At 72.3% G+C, this 20,266-nt stretch carries 16 protein-coding genes and 1 other RNA gene; 9 read left to right on the top strand and 8 right to left on the bottom strand.

Features of this window, described 5'->3' with window-relative positions:
• Positions 1-99: 99 nt before the first annotated feature.
• Both Q0817_RS02730 and Q0817_RS02725 read left to right on the top strand, forming a co-directional pair.
• Entirely contained in the window at positions 100-993 is an 894-nt protein-coding gene (locus tag Q0817_RS02730; RefSeq protein WP_298583625.1) for a LamG-like jellyroll fold domain-containing protein, read from the top strand.
• Between the two features lie 202 nt (positions 994-1,195).
• Positions 1,196-2,341, top strand: a complete 1,146-nt coding sequence (locus tag Q0817_RS02725) for a glycerol dehydrogenase (protein ID WP_298583623.1) — start codon at positions 1,196-1,198, stop codon at positions 2,339-2,341.
• Between the two features lie 55 nt (positions 2,342-2,396).
• On the opposite strand, the gene Q0817_RS02720 is transcribed toward Q0817_RS02725, so the two are convergent.
• Entirely contained in the window at positions 2,397-3,560 is a 1,164-nt protein-coding gene (locus tag Q0817_RS02720; protein WP_298583622.1) for a glucose-1-phosphate adenylyltransferase family protein, read from the bottom strand.
• A gap of 88 nt (positions 3,561-3,648) precedes the next feature.
• Between Q0817_RS02720 and prfB the strand changes: the two genes are divergently transcribed.
• A complete protein-coding gene (gene prfB / locus Q0817_RS02715) occupies positions 3,649-4,770 on the top strand; it encodes a peptide chain release factor 2 (protein ID WP_298583620.1) in 1,122 nt (373 codons plus the stop codon).
• A 60-nt stretch (positions 4,771-4,830) separates the two neighbouring features.
• Here prfB and Q0817_RS02710 read toward each other — a convergent pair whose 3' ends face one another.
• On the bottom strand, positions 4,831-6,066 hold the full coding sequence (locus Q0817_RS02710; protein ID WP_298583618.1) for a polysaccharide pyruvyl transferase family protein: 1,236 nt from the start codon (positions 6,064-6,066) through the stop codon (positions 4,831-4,833).
• A 178-nt stretch (positions 6,067-6,244) separates the two neighbouring features.
• Here Q0817_RS02710 and smpB point away from each other — a divergent pair, with 178 nt between their 5' ends.
• The 3 genes from smpB to Q0817_RS02695 all read left to right on the top strand — a co-directional run bounded on the left by smpB (position 6,245) and on the right by Q0817_RS02695 (position 8,230).
• A complete protein-coding gene (gene smpB / locus Q0817_RS02705; RefSeq protein WP_298583616.1) occupies positions 6,245-6,721 on the top strand; it encodes an SsrA-binding protein SmpB in 477 nt (158 codons plus the stop codon).
• A gap of 86 nt (positions 6,722-6,807) precedes the next feature.
• Positions 6,808-7,191, top strand: a transfer-messenger RNA (tmRNA) gene (gene ssrA / locus Q0817_RS02700).
• 178 nt (positions 7,192-7,369) lie between these two features.
• Positions 7,370-8,230 carry a DUF4190 domain-containing protein gene (locus tag Q0817_RS02695; protein ID WP_298583614.1) on the top strand — a complete coding sequence of 287 codons (861 nt, stop codon included), beginning with the start codon at positions 7,370-7,372 and terminating at the stop codon, positions 8,228-8,230.
• 131 nt (positions 8,231-8,361) lie between these two features.
• Here the strand turns inward: Q0817_RS02695 and hisN are convergent, their stop codons facing one another.
• The 4 genes from hisN to Q0817_RS02675 all read right to left on the bottom strand — a co-directional run bounded on the left by hisN (position 8,362) and on the right by Q0817_RS02675 (position 12,260).
• A complete protein-coding gene (gene hisN, locus Q0817_RS02690) occupies positions 8,362-9,159 on the bottom strand; it encodes a histidinol-phosphatase (protein ID WP_298583612.1) in 798 nt (265 codons plus the stop codon).
• A 68-nt stretch (positions 9,160-9,227) separates the two neighbouring features.
• Positions 9,228-10,337, bottom strand: coding sequence for a ribosome small subunit-dependent GTPase A (locus Q0817_RS02685; protein ID WP_298583610.1), 1,110 nt, complete (start codon positions 10,335-10,337; stop codon positions 9,228-9,230).
• Positions 10,327-11,703, bottom strand: coding sequence for a 3-phosphoshikimate 1-carboxyvinyltransferase (gene aroA / locus Q0817_RS02680; RefSeq protein ID WP_298583608.1), 1,377 nt, complete (start codon positions 11,701-11,703; stop codon positions 10,327-10,329). Before aroA ends, Q0817_RS02685 begins: the two co-directional genes overlap by 11 nt.
• 17 nt (positions 11,704-11,720) lie before the next feature.
• Positions 11,721-12,260 (bottom strand): DoxX family membrane protein, encoded by a 540-nt coding sequence (locus Q0817_RS02675; protein WP_298583606.1) that lies wholly within the window; start codon positions 12,258-12,260, stop codon positions 11,721-11,723.
• Positions 12,261-12,569: 309 nt separating this feature from the next.
• Here Q0817_RS02675 and Q0817_RS02670 point away from each other — a divergent pair, with 309 nt between their 5' ends.
• The gene (locus Q0817_RS02670; RefSeq protein ID WP_298583604.1) at positions 12,570-13,238 is read left to right on the top strand and encodes a sigma-70 family RNA polymerase sigma factor; all 669 of its coding nucleotides are present in this window, start codon (positions 12,570-12,572) and stop codon (positions 13,236-13,238) included.
• A gap of 2 nt (positions 13,239-13,240) precedes the next feature.
• Positions 13,241-13,507, top strand: a complete 267-nt coding sequence (gene rsrA, locus Q0817_RS02665) for a mycothiol system anti-sigma-R factor (RefSeq protein WP_298583602.1) — start codon at positions 13,241-13,243, stop codon at positions 13,505-13,507.
• 309 nt (positions 13,508-13,816) lie between these two features.
• Here the strand turns inward: rsrA and Q0817_RS02660 are convergent, their stop codons facing one another.
• Both Q0817_RS02660 and Q0817_RS02655 read right to left on the bottom strand, forming a co-directional pair.
• Entirely contained in the window at positions 13,817-14,416 is a 600-nt protein-coding gene (locus Q0817_RS02660; protein WP_298583601.1) for a GDSL-type esterase/lipase family protein, read from the bottom strand.
• A gap of 134 nt (positions 14,417-14,550) precedes the next feature.
• Positions 14,551-18,468: a multifunctional oxoglutarate decarboxylase/oxoglutarate dehydrogenase thiamine pyrophosphate-binding subunit/dihydrolipoyllysine-residue succinyltransferase subunit gene (locus Q0817_RS02655; protein ID WP_298583599.1), complete on the bottom strand. Its 3,918-nt coding sequence runs from the start codon at positions 18,466-18,468 to the stop codon at positions 14,551-14,553.
• Between the two features lie 270 nt (positions 18,469-18,738).
• On the opposite strand from Q0817_RS02655, the gene Q0817_RS02650 reads away from it, so the two are divergent.
• Positions 18,739-20,196, top strand: a complete 1,458-nt coding sequence (locus Q0817_RS02650; RefSeq protein WP_298583598.1) for a GuaB1 family IMP dehydrogenase-related protein — start codon at positions 18,739-18,741, stop codon at positions 20,194-20,196.
• Positions 20,197-20,266 lie beyond the last annotated feature (70 nt).

Raw genomic sequence — 20,266 nt, 5'->3', positions numbered from 1 at the left:
CCGGTGCGGCCGCACGGCCGGCACCGCAGTGAGCGGAACGCGCACCACGGAAGCACCCGGTGCGCGCGGTCCCGTCCGACACCACATCGAGGTCTCGACATGAGTACTGTTCGCGCGCGGGGGCGGTGGAGCGCGCCGGTGCAGGGCGTGCTGACGCTGCTGTTCGCGCTGGCGCTGGGCATCGCAGGGCTTCCGTCGTCGGCCGCCCGGGACGATCCCGGGGACGTCCTGCGGACCGCGGCCCGCCCGCTCTCCTACGACGACACCGTCCGGAAGGACGGACCCGCCGCGTACTGGGCCATGCGCAGCCCCGGTGCGAGCACGGAGAAGGACCTCGTGGGCAGGCTCCACGGCAGCTACCACGGCAAGCCGAAGCGGGCGACCCTGCCCAACGGCGACCCGGCCGCGGACTTCGACGGCACCGGTCAGTACCTCCAGGTGCCCGACGCCGCCGCCGTCAGCGCCGGCACGCGCGGCGTGCTCACCGTCGAGGCGTGGATGCGCCCCGACGCGCTGGACCTCCGGTCCCAGGAGGGCTCGGGGTACGTGCACTGGATGGGCAAGGGCGCACCGAGGAACCACGAGTACGTGGCGCGGATGTACTCGAAGAGCAACTCCGAGAACCGGCCCAACCGCATCTCCGGGTACGCGTTCAACCTCTCGGGGGGAGAGGGGCCGGGGTCCTACTTCCAGGTGCCCGTGCGCAAGGGGGAGTGGATCCACTACGTGCTCGTCATCAATGCCAACGACAAGGGCGGGGACTATCCGCACGGCTACACGAAGATCTACCGGAACGGGAAGCGCATGGACCAGGACGACCTGAAGCACGACGGCAGGGTCGTCGTGCCCCGGCGCGGCAGCGCGCCGTTCCGCGTGGGCACCCGGGACCTGAGGTCGTTCTTCGACGGGGCCGTCGGCAAGGTGGCGGTCTACACCAAGGAGCTGCCCGCGGAGCGGATCGAGCAGCACTACCGGGTGATGACCAGGAGATGAGGACCGGGACCCCGCCCGGGCCGGGCGGGGGACGGCGCTCCGGGGACGGCGGGCCGTGACCGGGACGCTCCCCGGCTTCTCAGCCGGCGAGAACACCCCTGGTGCCCACCACCGTGGAGTTCCTACGCTGGCGAGCACCCGGGAGAGGATCCCGAACGGCACGGCGAACGACCTGCCGGCCCCGTCGTCGAAGGAGAAGGCCATGGACGCTCCCGTCCGCTCCGTCATCAGCCCAGGACGCTACGTCCAGGGACCGGGCGCCATCGCACGCCTGGGAGAATATCTCGCCGCCATCGGGCGGACACCCCTCGTCGTGGCCGACGACGTCGTCTGGGGGTTCGTGGGCCACGACGTGGAGGCGTCCCTGACGCGGGCCGGCATGGCGACCACGCGCGAGACGTTCCACGGCATCCCCTCGGCCGGGGAGATCGACCGGCTCACCGCGGTCATCCGCGACACGGGGGCCGACGTGGCCGTGGCCGTGGGCGGCGGCAGCAACATCGACGCAGTCAAGGCCTCGGGGTTCCTCGCCGGGATCCGGTGGGTCAGCGTCCCCACCGTCGCCTCCACCGACGCGCCGACCTCGGCGCTGGCGGTCGTCTACACCGACGAGGGCGTCTTCGAGGAGTACCGCTTCTTCCCCCGCAACCCCGATCTCGTCCTCGTCGACTCGCAGCTGGTGGCCGACGCGCCGGCGACCTTCCTGGCGGCGGGCGTCGGCGACGCCCTGGCCACCTGGCTGGAGGCCCGGGCCACCGCCGCCTCGGGGTCGTTGACGATGGCCGGGGGGACGGCCACCCTCACGGGCACCGCCCTGGCCCGGCTGAGCTGGGACGTGCTCTGGGAGAACGCCCTCGTCGCGATGGACGCCGCCCGCGACCACGTCGTGACCCCGGCGCTGGAGAAGGTCATCGAGGCCAACACGCTGCTGTCCGGCCTCGGTTTCGAGTCGGGAGGACTGGCGGCGGCCCACGCCGTCCACAACGGGCTGACCGCGGCGCCGCAGACCCACGGCCTGGCCCACGGGCAGAAGGTCAACATCGGCTCGATCACCCAGCTCGTGCTGGAGGGCGCCCCGAGCTCGGAGATCGCGGACTTCATCGAGTTCACCACCCGCGTCGGGCTGCCGACCACCCTCACGGAGATCGGGCTGCGCCCGGAGGACACCGAGGAGATCTGGGCGGTGGCACGGGCGGCCACCGTGGAGGGCGAGACCATCCACAGCATGCCCTTTACCGTGCGGGCGGAGGACGTCGCCGCGGCGCTCACCTCGATCGAGCGGCTGGGCCGGCGGGTGCGTGCGCGCGCCGGCCTGCCCGAGCCGCAGCCCTACCGCCAGGCCCACTAGCGGTCCGACCCGCGCAGGACCCTCCCCGCGCAGGGCCTTCCCGGGGCCGACGGGCTCAGAAACCGCCGGGCAGGGCCGCCGCGCGGTCGAACTCCTCCGTGGCGCGGACCATCCCGTCCTCGTCGATGAGCGTCACGCCCTTCGCGGAGCCGCGGCGGCTGCCCCCGGAGATGTCGGCGCCTACGTCGGCCACGACGTTCTCGAGGGTCACCCCGGCCCCCACCCGGACGCGGTCCAGGAGCACCGAGCCGCGCACCGTGGCGCCCTCCTCGACGACGACGCCGGGCCCGAGCACCGAGTGCTCCACGGCGCCGCGCACGATCGCGCCCGCCGCGACCATGGAACCGCGCAGGTCGGCGCTGCCGGCGATCCGGGCGGGCACCCGCTGCGGCTGGGCCGAGAGGATCGGCCAGTCGGGGTCGTCCAGGGTGACGCCCTCGCCGTCGAGCATCTGCATGTGGGCGGTCCAGTAGGACTGCAGGGTGCCCAGGTCCATCCAGTACCCGTCCAGGCGGTGCTCCACCACCGTGCGGTGCGCCACGAACCACGGGACCAGGTCGTTGCCGTAGTCCTCGAGCCGGCCCTCCTGCTGGTGCAGGACGTCCAGGGCCTCCAGCAGCCGGTCCGCGTCGTAGAGGAACATCTCGCCGGCGACCAGCCGCCCCCGGGGCTCGTCGGGCTTGTAGTCGAATGCGGTGACGCGCCCGGCGTCGTCGGTCTGGACCACGCCGTAGCGGGAGGGGTCCTCGTCGACGAGCGTGGTGACCACGGTCAGGTCGGCGTCCTGCGCGAGGTGGGTGTCGATCACGTCGAGGAAGTTCAGCGTGTAGAGATGGTCGGCGCTGAGCACGAGGACCAGGTCCGGGGCGAAGTCGCGGATCAGGTCCTTCTGCCGGTAGAGGGAGTCCGCGTTGCCCTCGGCGAAGCCCTCGCCCTCGGTGCCCTCGTAAGGGGGCAGGACCTGGAGGCCGCCGTGGGTGCGGTCGAGGTCCCAGGGGCGCCCGTTGGCCAGGTGCTGGTTGAGACGGTGCGGGAGGAACTGCTCGACGACCCACACGTCGGAGATGTGGGAGTGCACGAGGTTGGACAGGGCGATGTCGATGAGCCGGTAGGTGCCCGCCACGGGCAGGGCGGGCTTGACCTTCCTCTCGGTCAGGGCACCGAGGCGGGAGCCCTTCCCGCCGGCGAGGACCAGGGCCAGCGTGCGGGGGATGCGCATCGTGCTTCCTCTCTCTCGCCCCCATCCTGCCAGAGCGGGACCGGGCGGGACCGGGGGGATTTGCCCCCATGGGATAATCTTGGCTTCCATGGCCTCCCTTGACTTCCCGGCAGAGATCTCCGCCCTCCGTTCCACGTTCGCGTCCATCGAGGCCGTGAGCGACGTCGACGCCATCAAGCGGGACATCGCCGAGCTCTCGCAGCTGGCGACGGCCCCGGACCTCTGGGACGACCAGGCCGCGGCGCAGAAGATCACCTCCAAGCTCTCGCACAAGCAGTCCGACCTCGAGCGGCTCGAGGAACTGGGCGGCCGCATCGACGACATCGAGGTCATGGTGCAGCTGGCCGCCGAGGAGGACGACGCCGAGACCCTGGAGCTCGCCGTGGAGGAGCTCGCCGCGGTCAAGAAGGCGCTCTCCCGGCTGGAGGTCCAGACGCTGCTCTCGGGCGAGTACGACGAGCGCGAGGCCGTGGTGACGATCCGCTCCGGCGCCGGCGGCGTGGACGCCGCCGACTTCGCCGAGATGCTCATGCGCATGTACCTGCGCTGGGCCGAGCGCCACGGCTACCCGACCACCGTGCTCGACACCTCCTACGCGGAGGAGGCGGGCCTGAAGTCCGCGACCTTCGAGGTCAAGGCGCCCTACGCCTTCGGCACCCTGTCCGTGGAGGCCGGCACCCACCGGCTCGTGCGCATCTCCCCGTTCGACAACCAGGGCCGGCGCCAGACCTCGTTCGCGGCCGTGGAGGTCATCCCGCTCATCGAGCAGGACGACTCGATCGAGATCCCCGAGTCGGAGATCAAGGTGGACGTCTTCCGCTCCTCGGGCCCCGGCGGGCAGTCCGTGAACACCACGGACTCCGCGGTGCGGATGACCCATATCCCCACGGGCATCGTCGTGTCCATGCAGAACGAGAAGTCCCAGATCCAGAACCGCGCCGCCGCGCTGCGGGTGCTCCAGTCGCGGCTGCTCCTGCAGCGCCAGGAGGAGGAGAGCGCCAAGAAGAAGGAGCTGGCGGGGGACGTCAAGGCGTCCTGGGGCGACCAGATGCGCTCCTACGTCCTGAACCCGTACCAGATGGTCAAGGACCTGCGGACCAACCACGAGGAGGGCAACCCCTCCGCGATCTTCGACGGCGCGATCGACGGCTTCGTCGACGCCGGGATCCGCTGGCGCGCCGACCAGCGCCACGCCCCGGCCGACGCCTGAGCGCCCGCGGGATCCCCGTCGGGGCCCCGGCCGGTCCGACGACCGGCCGGGGCCCCGCGCTCAGCGGCGCAGGAAGCGCGCGACCGTCCGTCCCGGCAGGGCACGGGTCTCCGGTGCCGCAGGGCCGTCCTCGGGGGGATCGACCGCCGGGTACAGCTCCTCCGCCTCCCGCAGCTTCGTGCGGTGCAGCCGCGCGGCCGTGGCCGGGAAGGAGGACGACCGGGCGGGTGCGGCCGGTTCCGTGCTGCCGGTCGGCGTGACGGACCAGCCCGTGCCGGCCTCCAGCAGGGACTGGTGCTTGACGCGGTAGTAGTCGGGGCTGACCTCCAGCGCGGTGCCCTCCGCGCCGCACGCGGCGGCGAGCAGGTGGAAGTGGAACCGGGAGGTGAGCCACGTCTGGCCCGGGCGGGCCGGGAAGCCCTCCTGCCACACCCGGGTGAACGGCACGAAGTTCTCCTCCGGGACGAGGTCGGCGAGCCGGTCGAAGGCCGCGCGATCCGCACCCGGGATCGCCTCGAGGTAGCGCACGGTGCGGCCGGCCAGTGCCGGACCCGTCAGCGCGGCCCGCACGGCGGCGACGGCGTCGTCCAGGACCCCGGGCTCGGACATGTCGCTCTGCAGGCACACCCACACGTCGCCGTCGGCGGCTCCCCCGGTCGGGGCGCCGCTGAAACCCGCGAGGCCCGGGAGGCCGAGGAAGGCGTCGTCGGGAGCGCGGTCGGCGCGGGCGAGCCGGGCGCTGGGCGCGTCGCGGACCGTGGCGTGGTCGAAGGCCCCCAGCGCGGCGCGCAGGTCCTCGGCGTCGGCCGCGGGGGACAGGCCCAGGCCGGTGGCGACGAGGCGCGCACCGGAGACCTCGCGCAGCCGCAGGGCCGCGCGCAGCAGGCGCGCGTGGTGCGGCCAGATGGAGTTCAGGTACCCGCCCCCGATGAAGTGGACCGAACCGGCCCGGCGGGCGCCGAGCAGCCCGAGGTCGTAGCGCGGGGACCCCAGGTGCGTCACCACCCGGTCCACGTGGGCGTCCGCCGCGACCGGGTCCATCCCCGCCGTCTCGACGGCGAGCCGCCACAGGGTGTCGGTGGTCCGCAGCCGCGGGTGCAGGCCGTCGAAGAGGTGGGACGCCAGCCCGGGGTTGGGGCAGTCGAGCCACACCTCGGCGCCGGGCCGCGCGCGGGCGAGGAAGCGCAGCCACGAGGCGGCGATGAACTCGTCGCCGAAGTTCGGGTGGCCGCTCGTGCCGACGAGGTACAGGACGTCCGCGGCGGGCGGGCGCTCGGTGGGGGCTGAGTCCAGCATCCGCCCAGCTTAGCGGGTGCCGCGGCGGTGACCTGGGGCGACGCTCCTACGCCGGGGTCATCGGGTCCGGCCGCCGGCCGGCGGTCCCGCGGGAGCGCCGTGGCGTAGGATGGAGGACCTGCCGTGTGCCCCGGTGCGCGGGAGGTCCCCGTCCGCACCGTCCTCAGGGAGGAGGCCCATGGCCAAGAAGGACACCGGCCGCCAGGTGGTCGCCAACAACAAGAAAGCCCGGCACGACTACCACATCCTCGACACCTACGAGGCCGGTCTCTCGCTCATGGGCACCGAGGTGAAGTCCCTGCGCATGGGGCGCGCGTCGCTCGTGGACGGGTTCTGCCAGTTCACCGACGGCGAGCTGTGGCTCGAGGGCGTCCACATCCCCGAGTACCTGCAGGGTTCGTGGACCAACCACTCCGCCCGCCGCCGCCGGAAGCTGCTCCTGCACCGCAGCGAGATGGACAAGATCCAGCAGAAGACCCGGGAGTCCGGTTTCACGATCGTGCCGCTGTCCCTCTACTTCGTCGACGGGAAGAGGGCCAAGGTGGAGATCGCCGTGGCCAAGGGCAAGCGGGAGTACGACAAGCGCCAGAGCCTGCGGGAGCAGCAGGACAACCGTGAGGCCCAGCGGGCCATGCGCTACAAGAACCTGGGCTGAACGGCCCGCCCCGACCCTTGCGGCCGGTCGTACCGCGCGGTAGACTGGGCTGTCCCGCTACGGTGGGGTGCTTGACAAACGAATACGGGGATGATCGGTTTCGACGATGTGAGTTGAGACAGGGGAAGCGGGTCGAGGACGCAGAGTTATCTCGTAAACGCTCTCTGTAAAACAATAGTTGCCAATTCCAAGAGCAACGCCACGCAGTCCACGTTCGCGCTCGCCGCGTAACTAGACTCACCAGTGGCTGTCAGCCCGGGTTCGCCTTCGACCCGGGGCCTGGCATCAGCTAGAAGGCCACTGCTCCAGACGGGTGTCGCGGACGTCTGGGGAACATCAACTCGCGACTGAGTCCGTCGGCCACGTGTCTGCGCGAGGGCCGGGACTGAGAAAACGTCAAGCAGACTGCACCCGGAGAAGCCCTGACAATGCTGCATCGGACGGGGGTTCAATTCCCCCCATCTCCACGAGATCCCTGACCGGGGAGCGCCGCGAGGCGCTCCCCGGTTTTTTCGTGCCCGGTCCCTCGCCCCCGACGACCGGCGTGCCCGCTCCACCGGGGCCGTGCCCCGGTGGAGCAGATGGGAACTCCCGGCGGACCGTGTGACAAGCTGGTGCCGTACCGCCGACGACCGAAAGGGCAACGCCATGAGCCAGAACGACAACACGCCAGACCAGAGCGGCACCGGTGCCGGCGGGTCGTCGAGCTCCGGCCGCCAGGACGTGCCCGAGTACGGCCAGCGCGTCGAAGGAGCGCCCTCCGGTCCCTCCTACGAGCCGCCGCGCTACGGCCAGGGAGCCCCCGGTGACCAGTACTCCGCGCCGCAGTACGGCCAGGGGCAGCAGGGCTACCAGAGCCAGTACCACCAGGGCCAGTACGGTCAGGACTCCGCCGACCAGGGCCAGTACGGCCAGGGTCAGTACAACCAGGGGCAGTACGGCCAGGGTCAGTACAACCAGGGGCAGTACGATCAGGGCCAGTACGGGCAGGGCCCCTACGACCAGGGCCAGTACGGCGGTCAGGGCTACCAGGGGCAGCAGGGGCAGTACGACATGGGCCAGTACGGTCAGGGCCCCTACAACCAGGGCCAGTACGGCGGTCAGGGCTACCAGGGGCAGCAGGGGCAGTACGACATGGGCCAGTACGGTGCGGGTGCCAAGCCCGCGGGCACGGGCCTGGGCATCGCCGCCCTGGTGCTGGGCATCGTGGCGCTGCTGACGTGCTGGTTCGTGCTCGGCATCATCCCGGGTCTCGTCGGCCTGGTGCTGGGCATCGTGGCGCTGCGCAAGCTGGGCAGGACGCCGGGCGCGTCCAAGGCCCTGCCGATCATCGGCATCGTGCTCAGCGTCCTGGCCGTCCTGGCGAGCATCTTCTTCATGGTGGTCTACGGGGCGGTGATCGACTCGATCCTCAACGGCGAGTGCGCCCAGTACCTCCAGGCCAACGACGAGGCCGGCTTCCAGCGCTGCATCGAGCAGGAGTGGGGCGTCAGCACCATGGACCAGTGATCGTCCGGTGATCCCGCCCCGCCCGGGCGGACACGGCGCACGGAGGGGCCCGCACCGACCGGTGCGGGCCCCTCCGTCGTCCGGAGGGTCCGGGCCGGACGGTCCGGACCGGACGGCCGGGACGGGGTGCTTCAGGAGCCGGTGGCCAGCATCCCCAGCACCTCGTCGTGGAGCAGCCCGTTGGTGGCCAGTGCATTGCCGCCGAAGGGGCCGGGCTCGCCCTCGAGGGACGTGAACCGGCCGCCGGCCTCCTCGACCACGGGCACGAGCGCGGCCATGTCGTGCAGGCTGAGCTCGGGCTCGCAGGCGATGTCCACGGCGCCCTCGGCCAGGAGGCAGTAGGACCAGAAGTCGCCGTAGGCCCGGGTCCGCCAGACCTCGTCGGTGAGCTCCAGAAAACGGTCGCGCACGCCGCGGTCCCGCCACCCGGTGAGCGAGGAGTAGGACAGGGAGGCGTCGGACAGCCGTCCGACCTGGGAGACGTGGATGCGCTGGGCGTTGGCGAGGGACTTGCCGGTGAATGCGCCGGTGCCGGACGCCGCCCACCAGCGGCGGCCGAGCGCCGGTGCGGACACCACGCCGACCACCGGCCGGCCCTCGTCGACGAGGGCGATCAGGGTGGCCCACACCGGCACGCCGCGCACGAAGTTCTTGGTGCCGTCGATGGGGTCCACGACCCACTGCCGGGCACCGCTGCCGGTGGCGCCGTACTCCTCGCCGATCACGGCGTCCCGGTTGCGCGTGCGCCCCAGCTGGGCGCGGATGAGCTGCTCGGCCTCGCGGTCGGCGTCGGTGACGGGCGTGAGGTCGGGCTTGGTCTCCACCGCGAGGTCCTGGGCCTTGAACCGGCGCATGGTCAGGCGGTCCACGGCGTCGGCCAGGATGTGGGCGAGGCGGAGGTCGTCGGTGTAGTTGCTGGGGCTGCGCATTGGACCAACCTACCCCGAACCGGTCCCGAGCCTGGTCGGACGGGGGTGGTGCTCCGCGGCCCGGCGGGTCACTGGACGCCGAGCTCCTTGTCCTCGCGGGCCTCCCCGGGGCGCTCCCCGGCCCCGAGCAGCCGGCGCAGGGAGACCAGCCGGGACTCGCCCGCGTCCCCGGCGCGGCCCTGCGCCACCCAGGCGTCCAGGGCGCAGCCGGGGGAGGTGTCCGTGTGCCGGCAGCCCTTGGGGCACTCGGCGATCGCCTCGGCGAGCTCGTCGAAGGACTCCACGATCCGGTCGTGGTCCACGTGCGCCAGGCCGAAGGAGCGGATGCCGGGGGTGTCGATGATCCAGGACCCGGGGGAGGCGTCCTCGACCTTCAGGGCCAGGGCCGACGACGACGTGTGCCGGCCCCGTCCGGTCACCGCGTTCACGCCGCCGGTGGCCCGGTCGGCGCCCGTGAGGGCGTTGACGAGGGTGGACTTGCCCACGCCGGAGTGTCCGAGCAGCACGGAGACGCGTCCGTCGAGGCGCTCGCGCAGGGCCTCGACGAGCGCGGGATCGAGGGGCAGCGTGGTCCCGTCGTCGTCGGCCGGGACGTCGCGGGCGGGTCCCGAGACGAGCACGGGCAGCTCGAGCGCGGTGTAGTGGGAGATCAGCTCGGCGGGGTCCCGCAGGTCGGTCTTGGTGATGCACAGCAGCGGCTCGATGCCGGCGTCGTAGGCGGCCACGAGGGAGCGGTCGATGAACCCGGTGCGGGGCTCGGGGTTGGCGGCGGCCACGACGACCACGAGCTGGTCCGCGTTGGCGACGACGACCCGCTCGACCGGGTCCGTGTCGTCCGCGCTGCGCCGCAGGACGGTGGAGCGCTCCTCGATGCGCACGAGGCGGGCCAGGGTGTCCGGGGCTCCGCTGACGTCCCCGACGAGACCCACGAGGTCCCCGGCGACCACCGGCCGGCGGCGCAGCTCCTTGGCGCGCACCGCCACGACCAGCCGCTCCCGCGGCGTGTCCTCCTCGAGGATCGCGGTGTACCGGCCGCGGTCCACGGTGACGATCCGCCCGGTGACCGCGTCCTCGTGGGCCGGCCGCTCCTTGGTGCGCGGCCGGGAGCCGGACTTGCTGGGGCGCACGCGCACGTCCGACTCGTCCCAGTCGCGCCGGACGGAGTCCCTACGCGCCACGGCTCGTGCCTGTGAGCTCCGCCCACAGCCGCGGGAACTCGGGCAGGGTCTTGGCGGTGGTCGCGATGTTCTCGACCCGGACGTCCGGGACCACGAGGCCGATCACGGCGCCGGCGGTGGCCATGCGGTGGTCCTCGTAGCTGTGGAACGTCCCGCCGTGCAGGGGCGCCGGCCGGATCACCAGCCCGTCCTCGGTCTCCTCGGCGTCGCCGCCGAGCCGGTTGATCTCGGTGACGAGCGCCGCGAGCCGGTCGGTCTCGTGGCCCCGCAGGTGCGCGATGCCGCGCAGCCGCGAGGGCGTGCCGGCGAGCGCGCACACGGCGGCGACGGTGGGCGCGAGCTCCCCGGCCTCGCCGAGGTCGAGGTCGACCCCGGAGACCGCGCCCGGGCCGGTGACGGTGAAGGTCCCGTCCGCGAGCTCCACCGCCGCGCCGAACGCGGGGAGGATGTGCTTCCAGTGGTCGCCGCCCTGGGTGGTGCGGGCGGGCCAGCGGGGCACCGAGACCCGTCCGCCGGTCACCACGGCGGCGGCCAGGAAGGGTCCCGCGTTGGAGAGGTCCTGCTCGATGCTCACGTCGAAGGCCCGCACCGGTCCCGGGGCCACCCGCCACTCGTCGGGCGCGGAGTCGTCCACGGAGACCCCGAGGCCGCGCAGCACCTCGACGGTCATCTCGACGTGCGGCATGGACGGCACGCCGCGCCCGTCGGCGCCGCGGTGGCGCAGCACGAGCCCGTCGTCGAAGCGGGCGCCGGCGAGCAGCAGGGCGGAGACGAACTGGCTCGAGCCGGTGGCGTCGATCTCCAGCTCCCCGCCGCGTGCGCCGCCGGTGCCGTGCACGGTGAAGGGCAGGCGGCCCCGGCCCTCGTCCTCGACGCGCAGACCCAGACCGCGCAGGGCGTCGATCACCGGCCCCATGGGGCGCACCCGGGCGCCCGGGTCGCCGTCGAAGGTGACGGGGCGCCGCGCCAGCGCGGCGAGGGGCGGCACGAAGCGCATCACGGTCCCGGCCAGACCGCAGTCGACCACGACCGGCTCCGTGGCGTCCCACGCGGCGGGCTCGACGAGCAGGTCGGGGCCGAAGTCGCCGTCCCCCGGCACCTCCTGCACGTCGGCCCCCAGCGCGCGCAGGGCGTCGACCATGAGCCGGGAGTCCCGCGAGTGCAGGGGGGAGCGCAGCCGGCACGGACCGTCCGCCAGGGCGGCGAGCAGCAGGTACCGGTTGGTGAGGGACTTCGAGCCCGGCACCGTCAGCTCGGCGACGACGGGACGGGGCCCGACGAACGGAGCCGGCCACAGCTCGTGCTGAGGGACCGGCTCCGCGGCGTCGGGACGGGCTGCGGGGGCGGGGGACTCCGACGGCTTCACGACGGGGGGACCGTGGCCTAGCCCTGCTTGACGGCGTGCTGGAGGGCCTTCTCGGCCTTGGCCACCTGCTTCTGGGTGTCCTTGCCCAGCTTGGAGGCGTTCTTGCGGACGTCCCCGGCGAGGTGCTCGGCGCGCCACAGCAGGGACGGGTTGCCCTCGGTGTCCACGGCGGCGAGCATGACGGCGCCCACCAGGGAGGAGTTCTTGAAGGCGGTGGAGCGGCGGGCGGCCTTCTGCTCCGGGGTGCTCGCCTCCGCGGCGCGGTAGTCGGCGTAGGCGTTGAGCGCGGTGGTGGTGACGAGCACGCCGGCCGAGAGGCGGGGCAGCTTGCCCAGTCCGAAGAGCACGGCGGCGCTGACCTGCGCCGCGGCCAGGCCCTGGGCCACCACGGCGTGGTTCTGCAGCGCGGGTCCGGCCTGGGGGAAGGCCTTCGTGGCGGCGGAGATCGCCGGGGCGAGGTGCTGGGCGGCCTGGGACGAGTTGCGGAAGCTCTCCACCCCGTTGGCGACGTAACCGGTGGCCAGCAGCGGGCGGGCGATGCGACGGACGATGCTCATGGGTTCCTCCTCGGCGGCAGACGGTACCGCGGGGCTGTGTCGGGCGGGTCTGGTGCGGCGGACGGCGCCGCTCGTCCCATCCTATCCACGGGGACCGCACCGGGGGTGAGCGCACGGTTCCCGAGACGGGAATAGGCGTCACCGTGTCCTTCGTTGTGCAGGACAGCAGCCGGCCCACAGGGGTCGGTGACCACCACAGTCCATCGAGCGGACCCGCACGGCCGGGGGAGAGGAGCAGTCATCACCGCCCCCACGAGCGTTCTCGAACCGGCCCCGGCCCGCGCGCACGTCCCCGTAGACTGGTCCGTGATGAACGAGCAGAACCAGCAGGGGGCCGCCCCGCAGCGCACCGAGCCGCCCGTCGACGTCGAGACCGAGAGTCCCGAGGCCCGGAAGGCGCGCTTCGAGCAGGACGCCATGGAGTACGTGGACCAGCTCTACGCCGCCGCCCTGCGCATGGCTCGCAATCCGGCGGACGCGGAGGACCTGGTCCAGGAGGCCTACACGAAGGCCTTCTCCGCGTTCCACCAGTACAAGCCGGGCACGAACCTCAAGGCCTGGCTGTACCGCATCCTCACGAACACGTACATCAACCTCTACCGCAAGCGGCAGCGCGAGCCGCTGCAGGCGAACACCGACACCGTCGAGGACTGGCAGCTGCACCGCGCCGAGTCCCACACGTCCTCGGGGCTGCGCTCCGCGGAGGTCGAGGCGCTGGACCACCTGCCGGACAGCGACGTCAAGCGCGCCCTGCAGGAGCTTCCCGAGGAGTTCCGGCTCGCGGTGTACTTCTCCGACGTGGAGGGCTTCGCGTACAAGGAGATCTCCGAGATCATGGACACGCCGATCGGGACGGTGATGTCCCGCCTGCACCGCGGGCGCAAGCTGCTGCGCGAGAAGCTCGCCGACTACGCCGCCGAGCGCGGCTTCGACACGTCCAGGGTGACCGGCGACAAGAAGAAGGAAAAGGACCAGTAGACATGGCCGACTGCGAGAGCCTCGGAGGCTGCACGGACGAGAGGATCCGCCTGATCTACGAGTACCTCGACGGGGTGCTCCCGGCGGACGACCTCGACGAGATCCACGGCCACCTCCTCGAGTGCGGGGAGTGCGCCCGCGAGTACGACCTGGAGTGCGTGATCCGCTCCGTGGTCCGGCGGTCCTGCGCGGAGACCGCGCCCGCCGACCTGCGGGTCTCCATCCTCGCGCGCCTGCACGGGCAGCGCCAGGGACCCCCGGCCGCCTGAGCACGGCGCCCCGACCCCGGGCGCACGGGAAGGGCCCCGGACCGCTGGCGCGGTCCGGGGCCCTTCCGTCACGGCGTCGCCGGGGTCCGGGGAGGACCTCAGGCGTTGGGGCGCTTGCCGTGGTTGGCGCCGCCCTTGCGGCGGTCCTTGCGCTTGCGTCCTCGCTTGCTCATGCGAGCCTCCTGTCTGTCCGCGGTCGCCCGCGGCGGATCGTGGGTGTCGGCGTCCGTTCCCGCGTGGTCTGGTGATGTCAGCGGCGGCCGGACGGGGCACTGCCCGCCATTCTCTCACACGCGGGGTGGGCGGGGCTCACTGGGGCTCGGGCAGGTCCAGCCAGTCGTACCAGCCGCGGTGCAGCACGAGCCAGGCCATCAGGCCGTAGCCGGCCTGACCGGGATGGCCGTGGTTGGCCGCGAGGTCCTTGCGCCACTGCTCGTGGTGCTGCAGCGGGTTGAACGTGTCCACGTAGACGTGGTTGCGCCGGGTAGTGACGTCCGCGTAGGCGGCCGAGAGGTCCGCGATCCGGCGGTTGCGCTCCGCGTCCATCGTGGGCGGAGGGCCGACGACGAGGACCCGCACGTTGTGCTGGGACGCGGTGTCGATGATGTTCGCCATGTTCAGCCGGGACCGTGCACTCGTGATGGACAGGTCGATGTCCAGGGTGGAGGGCGCGATGACCAGGCGGTTGTCGTGGCCCGGGGAGAAGCGGCGGGCCGCCTCCTCGAACCAGCGCTCGTTCAGCGACTCGCTGCCCTCGCCGGGCGCCGCCAGGTTGTAGGCGGACACGGGCACCACGTGGTGCGGGGTCCGGGCCATGACCCGCCCGAACCAGCCAAGGCCCCGGGGGTCGCCCTCGCCGGCCAGCAGCTCGTCACCGACTGCGACAATTCTGATCCTTCGTTGCTCCACGTCGTTCTTTCTGGTCGGGGGTGCGGGATGTCGGGGGGACGAGCGGCGCCGGCCCGTGGGCACGGGCCGGCGCCGGACTCGCTGGGGACGTGCGGGAGGGCAGGGGCACGGGCCCCCGCCCTGCCGGGACGGTCTCAGTCGCGCTCGAAGGCCGTCTGCACCAGGGTCTCGAGCTCGGCCGCGTGGCGCTTGGCCGAGCCGTTGGCCGGGGACGCGGACGCGGGACGGGACGCCAGCCGGACCGGGCGGTCCAGCTGGGGCACCAGGTTGACCGCCATGAACGGCCAGGCGCCCTGGTTGGCGGGCTCGTCCTGGGCCCACGTGAGCCGGGCCTCCGGGTACTTGCCGAGCTCCTCCCGGAGCTCCGCGAGGGGCAGCGGGTACAGCTGCTCCACGCGCACGATCGCCGTCGTCCGGTCCTTGCGCTCCTCGCGGGCCGAGGCGAGGTCGTAGTAGAGCCGGCCGGAGACCAGCACCACGTCCGTGACCTCGGAGGCCTCGAGCCCGGCCTGGTCGCCGATCACCGGGCGGAACGCGCCGGACGTGAACTCCTCGATCGGGGAGGCCGCCGCCTTGAGGCGCAGCAGCTGCTTCGGAGTGGCCACCACCAGCGGCTTGCGCGGTCGGCTGTAGGCCTGCCGGCGCAGCAGGTGGAAGTGGTTCGACGGCGTCGAGGGGTTGGCCACGACCATGTTCTTCTCGGCGCACAGCGTGAGGAAGCGCTCGATGCGGGCCGAGGAATGGTCCGGGCCCTGCCCCTCGAACCCGTGCGGCAGGAGCATGACCAGCGACGAGCGCTGGCCCCACTTCTGCTCGGCGGAGGAGATGAACTCGTCCAGGATGATCTGGGCGCCGTTGACGAAGTCGCCGAACTGGGCCTCCCATACGGTCAGGGCCTCGGGCCGCTCCACGGAGTAGCCGTACTCGAAGCCCAGCACCCCGTACTCGGACAGCAACGAGTTGTAGATGGCCAGCTGCGCCTGGTTCCCGGAGAGGTGGTTGAGCGGGGTCCACTCCGCGCCGGTGCCGGAGTCGTAGAACACGGCGTGGCGCTGGGTGAAGGTGCCGCGCCGGACGTCCTGGCCGGACATCCGGACCGGGATGCCCTCCATCATGAGGGAGCCGAACGCCATGAGCTCGCCCATGCCCCAGTCCACCCCGCCCTCGCGGGTCATCGCCTCGCGGCGCTCGAGGAGCTTGCGCAGCTTCTTGTGCACGGTGAAGTCCTCGGGGACCTCCACGTGCACCGTGCCGATCCGCTCGGCCGCCTCGGCGGAGATCGCCGTGGTGCGCGGGATCGACACCCCGGAGTCCGCCTGCTGGGCGGAGGGCCGCTCGATGTTCGAGATCGCGGCGGAGTCCCCGGTGACCAGCGGGATGGAGGAGGTCTGCGCCTCGTGGGTCTCGGCGAAGACCCGCTCCAGCCGCTCCTGGTAGTCCTTCAGCGCCCGGTCGGCCTCCTCCTGGGTGATGTCGCCGCGGCCCACGAGGTTCTCGGTGTAGATCTTGCGGGTCGAGCGCTTCTCCTCGATGAGGTTGTACATCAGCGGCTGGGTCATCGAGGGATCGTCGCCCTCGTTGTGGCCGCGGCGCCGGTAGCACACCAGGTCGATGATGACGTCCTTGTGGAAGGCCTGCCGGTAGGCGAACGCCATCTGGCCCACGTGCGTGACGGCCTCGGGGTCGTCGGCGTTGACGTGGAAGATCGGCGCCTGGAGGCCCTTGGCGATGTCCGTGGCGTACGTGGTGGAGCGGGCCGCGGACGGGGCCGTGGTGAAGCCCACCTGGTTGTTCACGACGACGTGGATGGTGCCGCCCACGGTGTAGCCGGGCAGCAGAGCCATCTGCAGGACCTCCGCGACCACGCCCTGGCCCGCGAAGGCGGCGTCGCCGTGCACCTGGATCGGTAGCACGGGGTAGGTGCCGTCGCCCTCGGGGCCGGCCCCCAGGACGTCGGTCTTGGCCCGCGCGATGCCCTCGACGACCGGGTCGGCCGCCTCGAGGTGGGACGGGTTGGCGGCGAGGTAGACCTGGGTCTCGTTGCCGTTGTCGGAGGTGAAGGAGCCCTCCGTGCCGAGGTGGTACTTCACGTCGCCGGAGCCCTCGGTGGTGCGCGGGTCCTGGCTGCCCTCGAACTCGCGGAAGACCTGGGCGTAGGACTTGCCGGCGATGTTGGTGAGCACGTTGAGCCGGCCGCGGTGGGCCATGGCGATGCCCACGCCCGCGAGCCCGCCGTCGGCGGCGTCCGAGATGATCTCGTCCAGCAGCGGGATCAGGGACTCTCCGCCCTCGAGGGAGAACCGCTTCTGGCCCACGTACTTGGTCTGCAGGAACGTCTCGAACGCCTCGGCGGCGTTGAGCCGGCCGAGGATGCGGAACTGCTCCTCACGGCTGGGCTTCTGGTACCCGTGCTCGAGGTGGTCCTGGAACCACTCGCGCTCCTCCGGCTCCTGCAGGTGCATGTACTCCACGCCGAGGGTCCGGCAGTAGGCGTCCCGCAGCCGGCCCAGGATGGTGCGCAGGCTCAGCACGTCCGCGCCGCCGAAGCCGCCGGTGGGCCACTCGCGCTCCAGGTCCCACAGGGACAGCCCGTAGGTGCGGATGTCGAGGTCCGGGTGCTTGCGCATCACGTACTCGAGCGGGTTGGTGTCCGCCATGAGGTGACCGCGCACCCGGTAGGCGTGGATGAGCTGCTGGATCCGGGCGACCTTGTTGACCTGGATCTCGGGGTTGACCTGGTTGTCCACGGCCCAGCGCACGGGCTCGTAGGGGATCCGCAGGGCCTCGAAGATCTCGTCGTAGAAGTCCTCCCCGCCCAGCAGGTAGGACTCGATCAGGCGCAGGAACTCGCCGGATCCCGCGCCCTGGATGACGCGGTGGTCGTAGGTCGAGGTCAGCGTGATGATCTTCGAGACCGCGTGGCGCGCGATGGTCTTGGGGGAGGAGCCGCGGTACTCGGCGGGGTGGTCGAGCGCGCCCACGCCGACGATGCACGCCTGTCCCTTGGACAGCCGGGGCACCGAGTGGACCGTGCCGATGCCGCCCGGGTTGGTCAGGGACACCGTGGTGCCCTGGTAGTCCTCCATGGTCAGCTCGTTGGCGCGCGCGCGGCGGACGACGTCCTCGTACGCGTTCCAGAACTGCATGAAGGACATGTCCTCGGCGCCCTTGATGTTCGGCACCACGAGGTTGCGGGAGCCGTCCTTGTTCGGGATGTCGATGGCGATGCCGAAGTTGACGTGGGCGGGGTGCACCGCGACGGGCTTGCCGTCCTGCTCGTCGTAGACGACGTTCTGGGACGGGTAGTTGGCCAGCGCCTTGATCACGGCGTAGCCGATCAGGTGCGTGAAGGAGACCTTGCCGCCACGGTTGCGGGAGAGGTGGCTGTTGATCACGATGCGGTTGTCGATCAGCAGCTTCGCCGGGACGGCGCGGACCGTGGTGGCGGTGGGCACCGTGAGGGACGCGTCCATGTTGGCGGCCACGGCCTTCGCGGGCCCGCGCAGCTTGACGACCTTGTCCTCGGCCGGCGCGTCGTGGTTGGGGGCCGTGGCGCGGGCGCGGGCGGGCTGGGCCGGGATGGGCCTCTTCGCCTCCGCGGCCTCGCCCTCGCCCTGATCGGACTCGGGACGGCCCTCCGCCTTGGCGCCGGACTTCGTGGGCGCGGGTGCCGCCGCGGGCTTCGCCTTCGGGGCGGAGGAGGTCCGGTCAGCGGTCCCGGAGGCGGTCTTCTGGGCCGCGGGGGGCTCGGGGGCGGCGGCGGTCCGGGGCTTCGCGGCGGCGGCCTCGGGGGCCGCCTCCTTCGCGGTGGACGCCCGGGGGGACGGCGCCGTTCCCTGGGCCTTCGACGCGGGCGCCTTCGACGCCGGGGCCTTCGCGGAGCTCGACTGCTCCGCGGGGGTGCCGTTGTCCGCGCTCATCGACTCGAAGATGGGCCACCACTTCTCGTCCACCGAGTTCTTGTCCGTCCGGTACTTCTCGAACAGTTCGTCGACGAGCCACTCGTTACCTGCGAATTCTTCAGGGATGGGGTGTTGTGGCTGATGTGGCACGGGGAATACGCCTCTTCCATGGTTGATCGCGTGGAGGCCGTCTGCCCGGTCTCCACAGTGTCGGTCCCGGCAGCGTCCGGACCGCCGCCGGTCTTCGTCGCCGGCCGTCTCCCGCGACAGCCGCCGGCGTCCGCCTCCGGACCGGCCGGACGGTCGTGGACCGGGCGCGGCCGTACCTCCGGCGAGTCTAGTGATCCGCGCGGCGGCATGGCTAGTCCGCCGCCCCGCCCCAGGGGCGCGTGTCGCGGGCCCCCGGCTAGACTGGCGCGCGTGCGCTTCCTCAACACCCCCACCTCAGACCTGACCTACAGCGACGTCTTCCTCGTCCCCTCGAGCTCCCGGGTCACCTCCCGCTTCGACGTCGATCTCACCCCGCGCGACGGCACGGGCGCCACGGTGCCGCTCGTGGCCGCGAACATGACGGCGGTCACCGGCCGCCGGATGGTCGAGACGCTCGCCCGGCGCGGCGGACTGGGGATCCTGCCGCAGGACATCCCCCTCGACGTGATCGCGGACGTCACCTCCTGGGTCAAGGACCGCTCGCCGCGCTTCGAGACGCCGGTGGTCCTCGGCGCCGAGGACACGGTCCACGACGCGCTGGGCATCATGCACAAGCGCCCCCACGGCGCCGTGGTGGTGTGCGGGCCGGACCGGTCCTACCGGGGGGTGGTCCTCGCGGCGGACTGCGCCGAGGTGGACCGCTTCACCCAGCTCGGCTCGATCATGCGCACCGACGCCCCGGTGTTCACTCTGGCGGAGGTCCGGGCCGGCTCCGGCGACGATGTCCTCGCCGCCGCCTACGACCGGCTGACCCAGACCCGCGCCCACGTGGCGCCCGTGCTCGACGGGGACACGGTCGTGGGCGTGCTGACCCGCAAGGGCACGGTCCGCTCCACCATCTACACCCCCGCGCTGGACGGCGCCGGCCGGCTCCGGGTGGGCGCCGCCGTGGGCATCAACGGGGACGTCCGGAGCAAGGCCCGTGCCCTGCTCGACGCCGGCGTGGACGTGCTCGTCGTCGACACCGCCCACGGCCACCAGCGCAAGATGGTGGAGGCCCTCGAGCAGGTGCGCGCGGCGGCCCCCGACGTGCCCGTCGTGGCGGGCAACGTGGTCACCGCCGACGGCGTCCAGGACCTCGTCGACGCCGGCGCGGACATCGTGAAGGTCGGCGTGGGACCCGGGGCGATGTGCACCACCCGGATGATGACCGCCGTGGGCCGGCCCCAGTTCTCCGCCGTGCTCGAGTGCGCCGAGGCCGCCGCCGGACTGGGCCGGCACGTCTGGGCGGACGGCGGTGTGAAGCACCCCCGGGACGTCGCCCTGGCGCTCGCGGCCGGCGCCAGCCAGGTGATGGTGGGCTCCTGGTTCGCCGGCACCCACGAGGGCCCCGGCGAGCTGAACGTGGACGCCGACGGCCGCATGTACAAGGAGAGCTTCGGCATGGCCTCGACCCGCGCGGTCCGCGAGCGCACCCGCGGTGAGGGCGCCTTCGCCCGGGCCCGCAAGGGCCTGTTCGAGGAGGGCATCTCGAGCTCCAAGATGTACCTCGACCCCGGGCGTCCCGGCGTGGAGGACCTCGTGGACCAGATCACCGCCGGTGTGCGCAGCTCCATGACCTACGCGGGGGCCACGAGCCTCGAGCAGTTCGCGTCCCGGGCCGTGGTCGGCATCCAGTCCGCCTCCGGCTACGAGGAGGGCAGGGCGCGCCCCGTCAGCTGGTCCTGAGCCACGCGCCGGGCGGGTCCCGCTCCGGTACTCTGGAGCTCTCATGGACTCGTTCAGTAGTTGCCGGCCC

The organism is uncultured Kocuria sp., from assembly GCF_947500125.1.
In the GTDB taxonomy this organism is placed as follows: Bacteria; Actinomycetota; Actinomycetes; order Actinomycetales; family Micrococcaceae; genus Kocuria.
The sequence above is the reverse complement of the archived record's forward strand: the minus strand, read 5'-3'. Positions and strand labels throughout refer to the sequence as shown.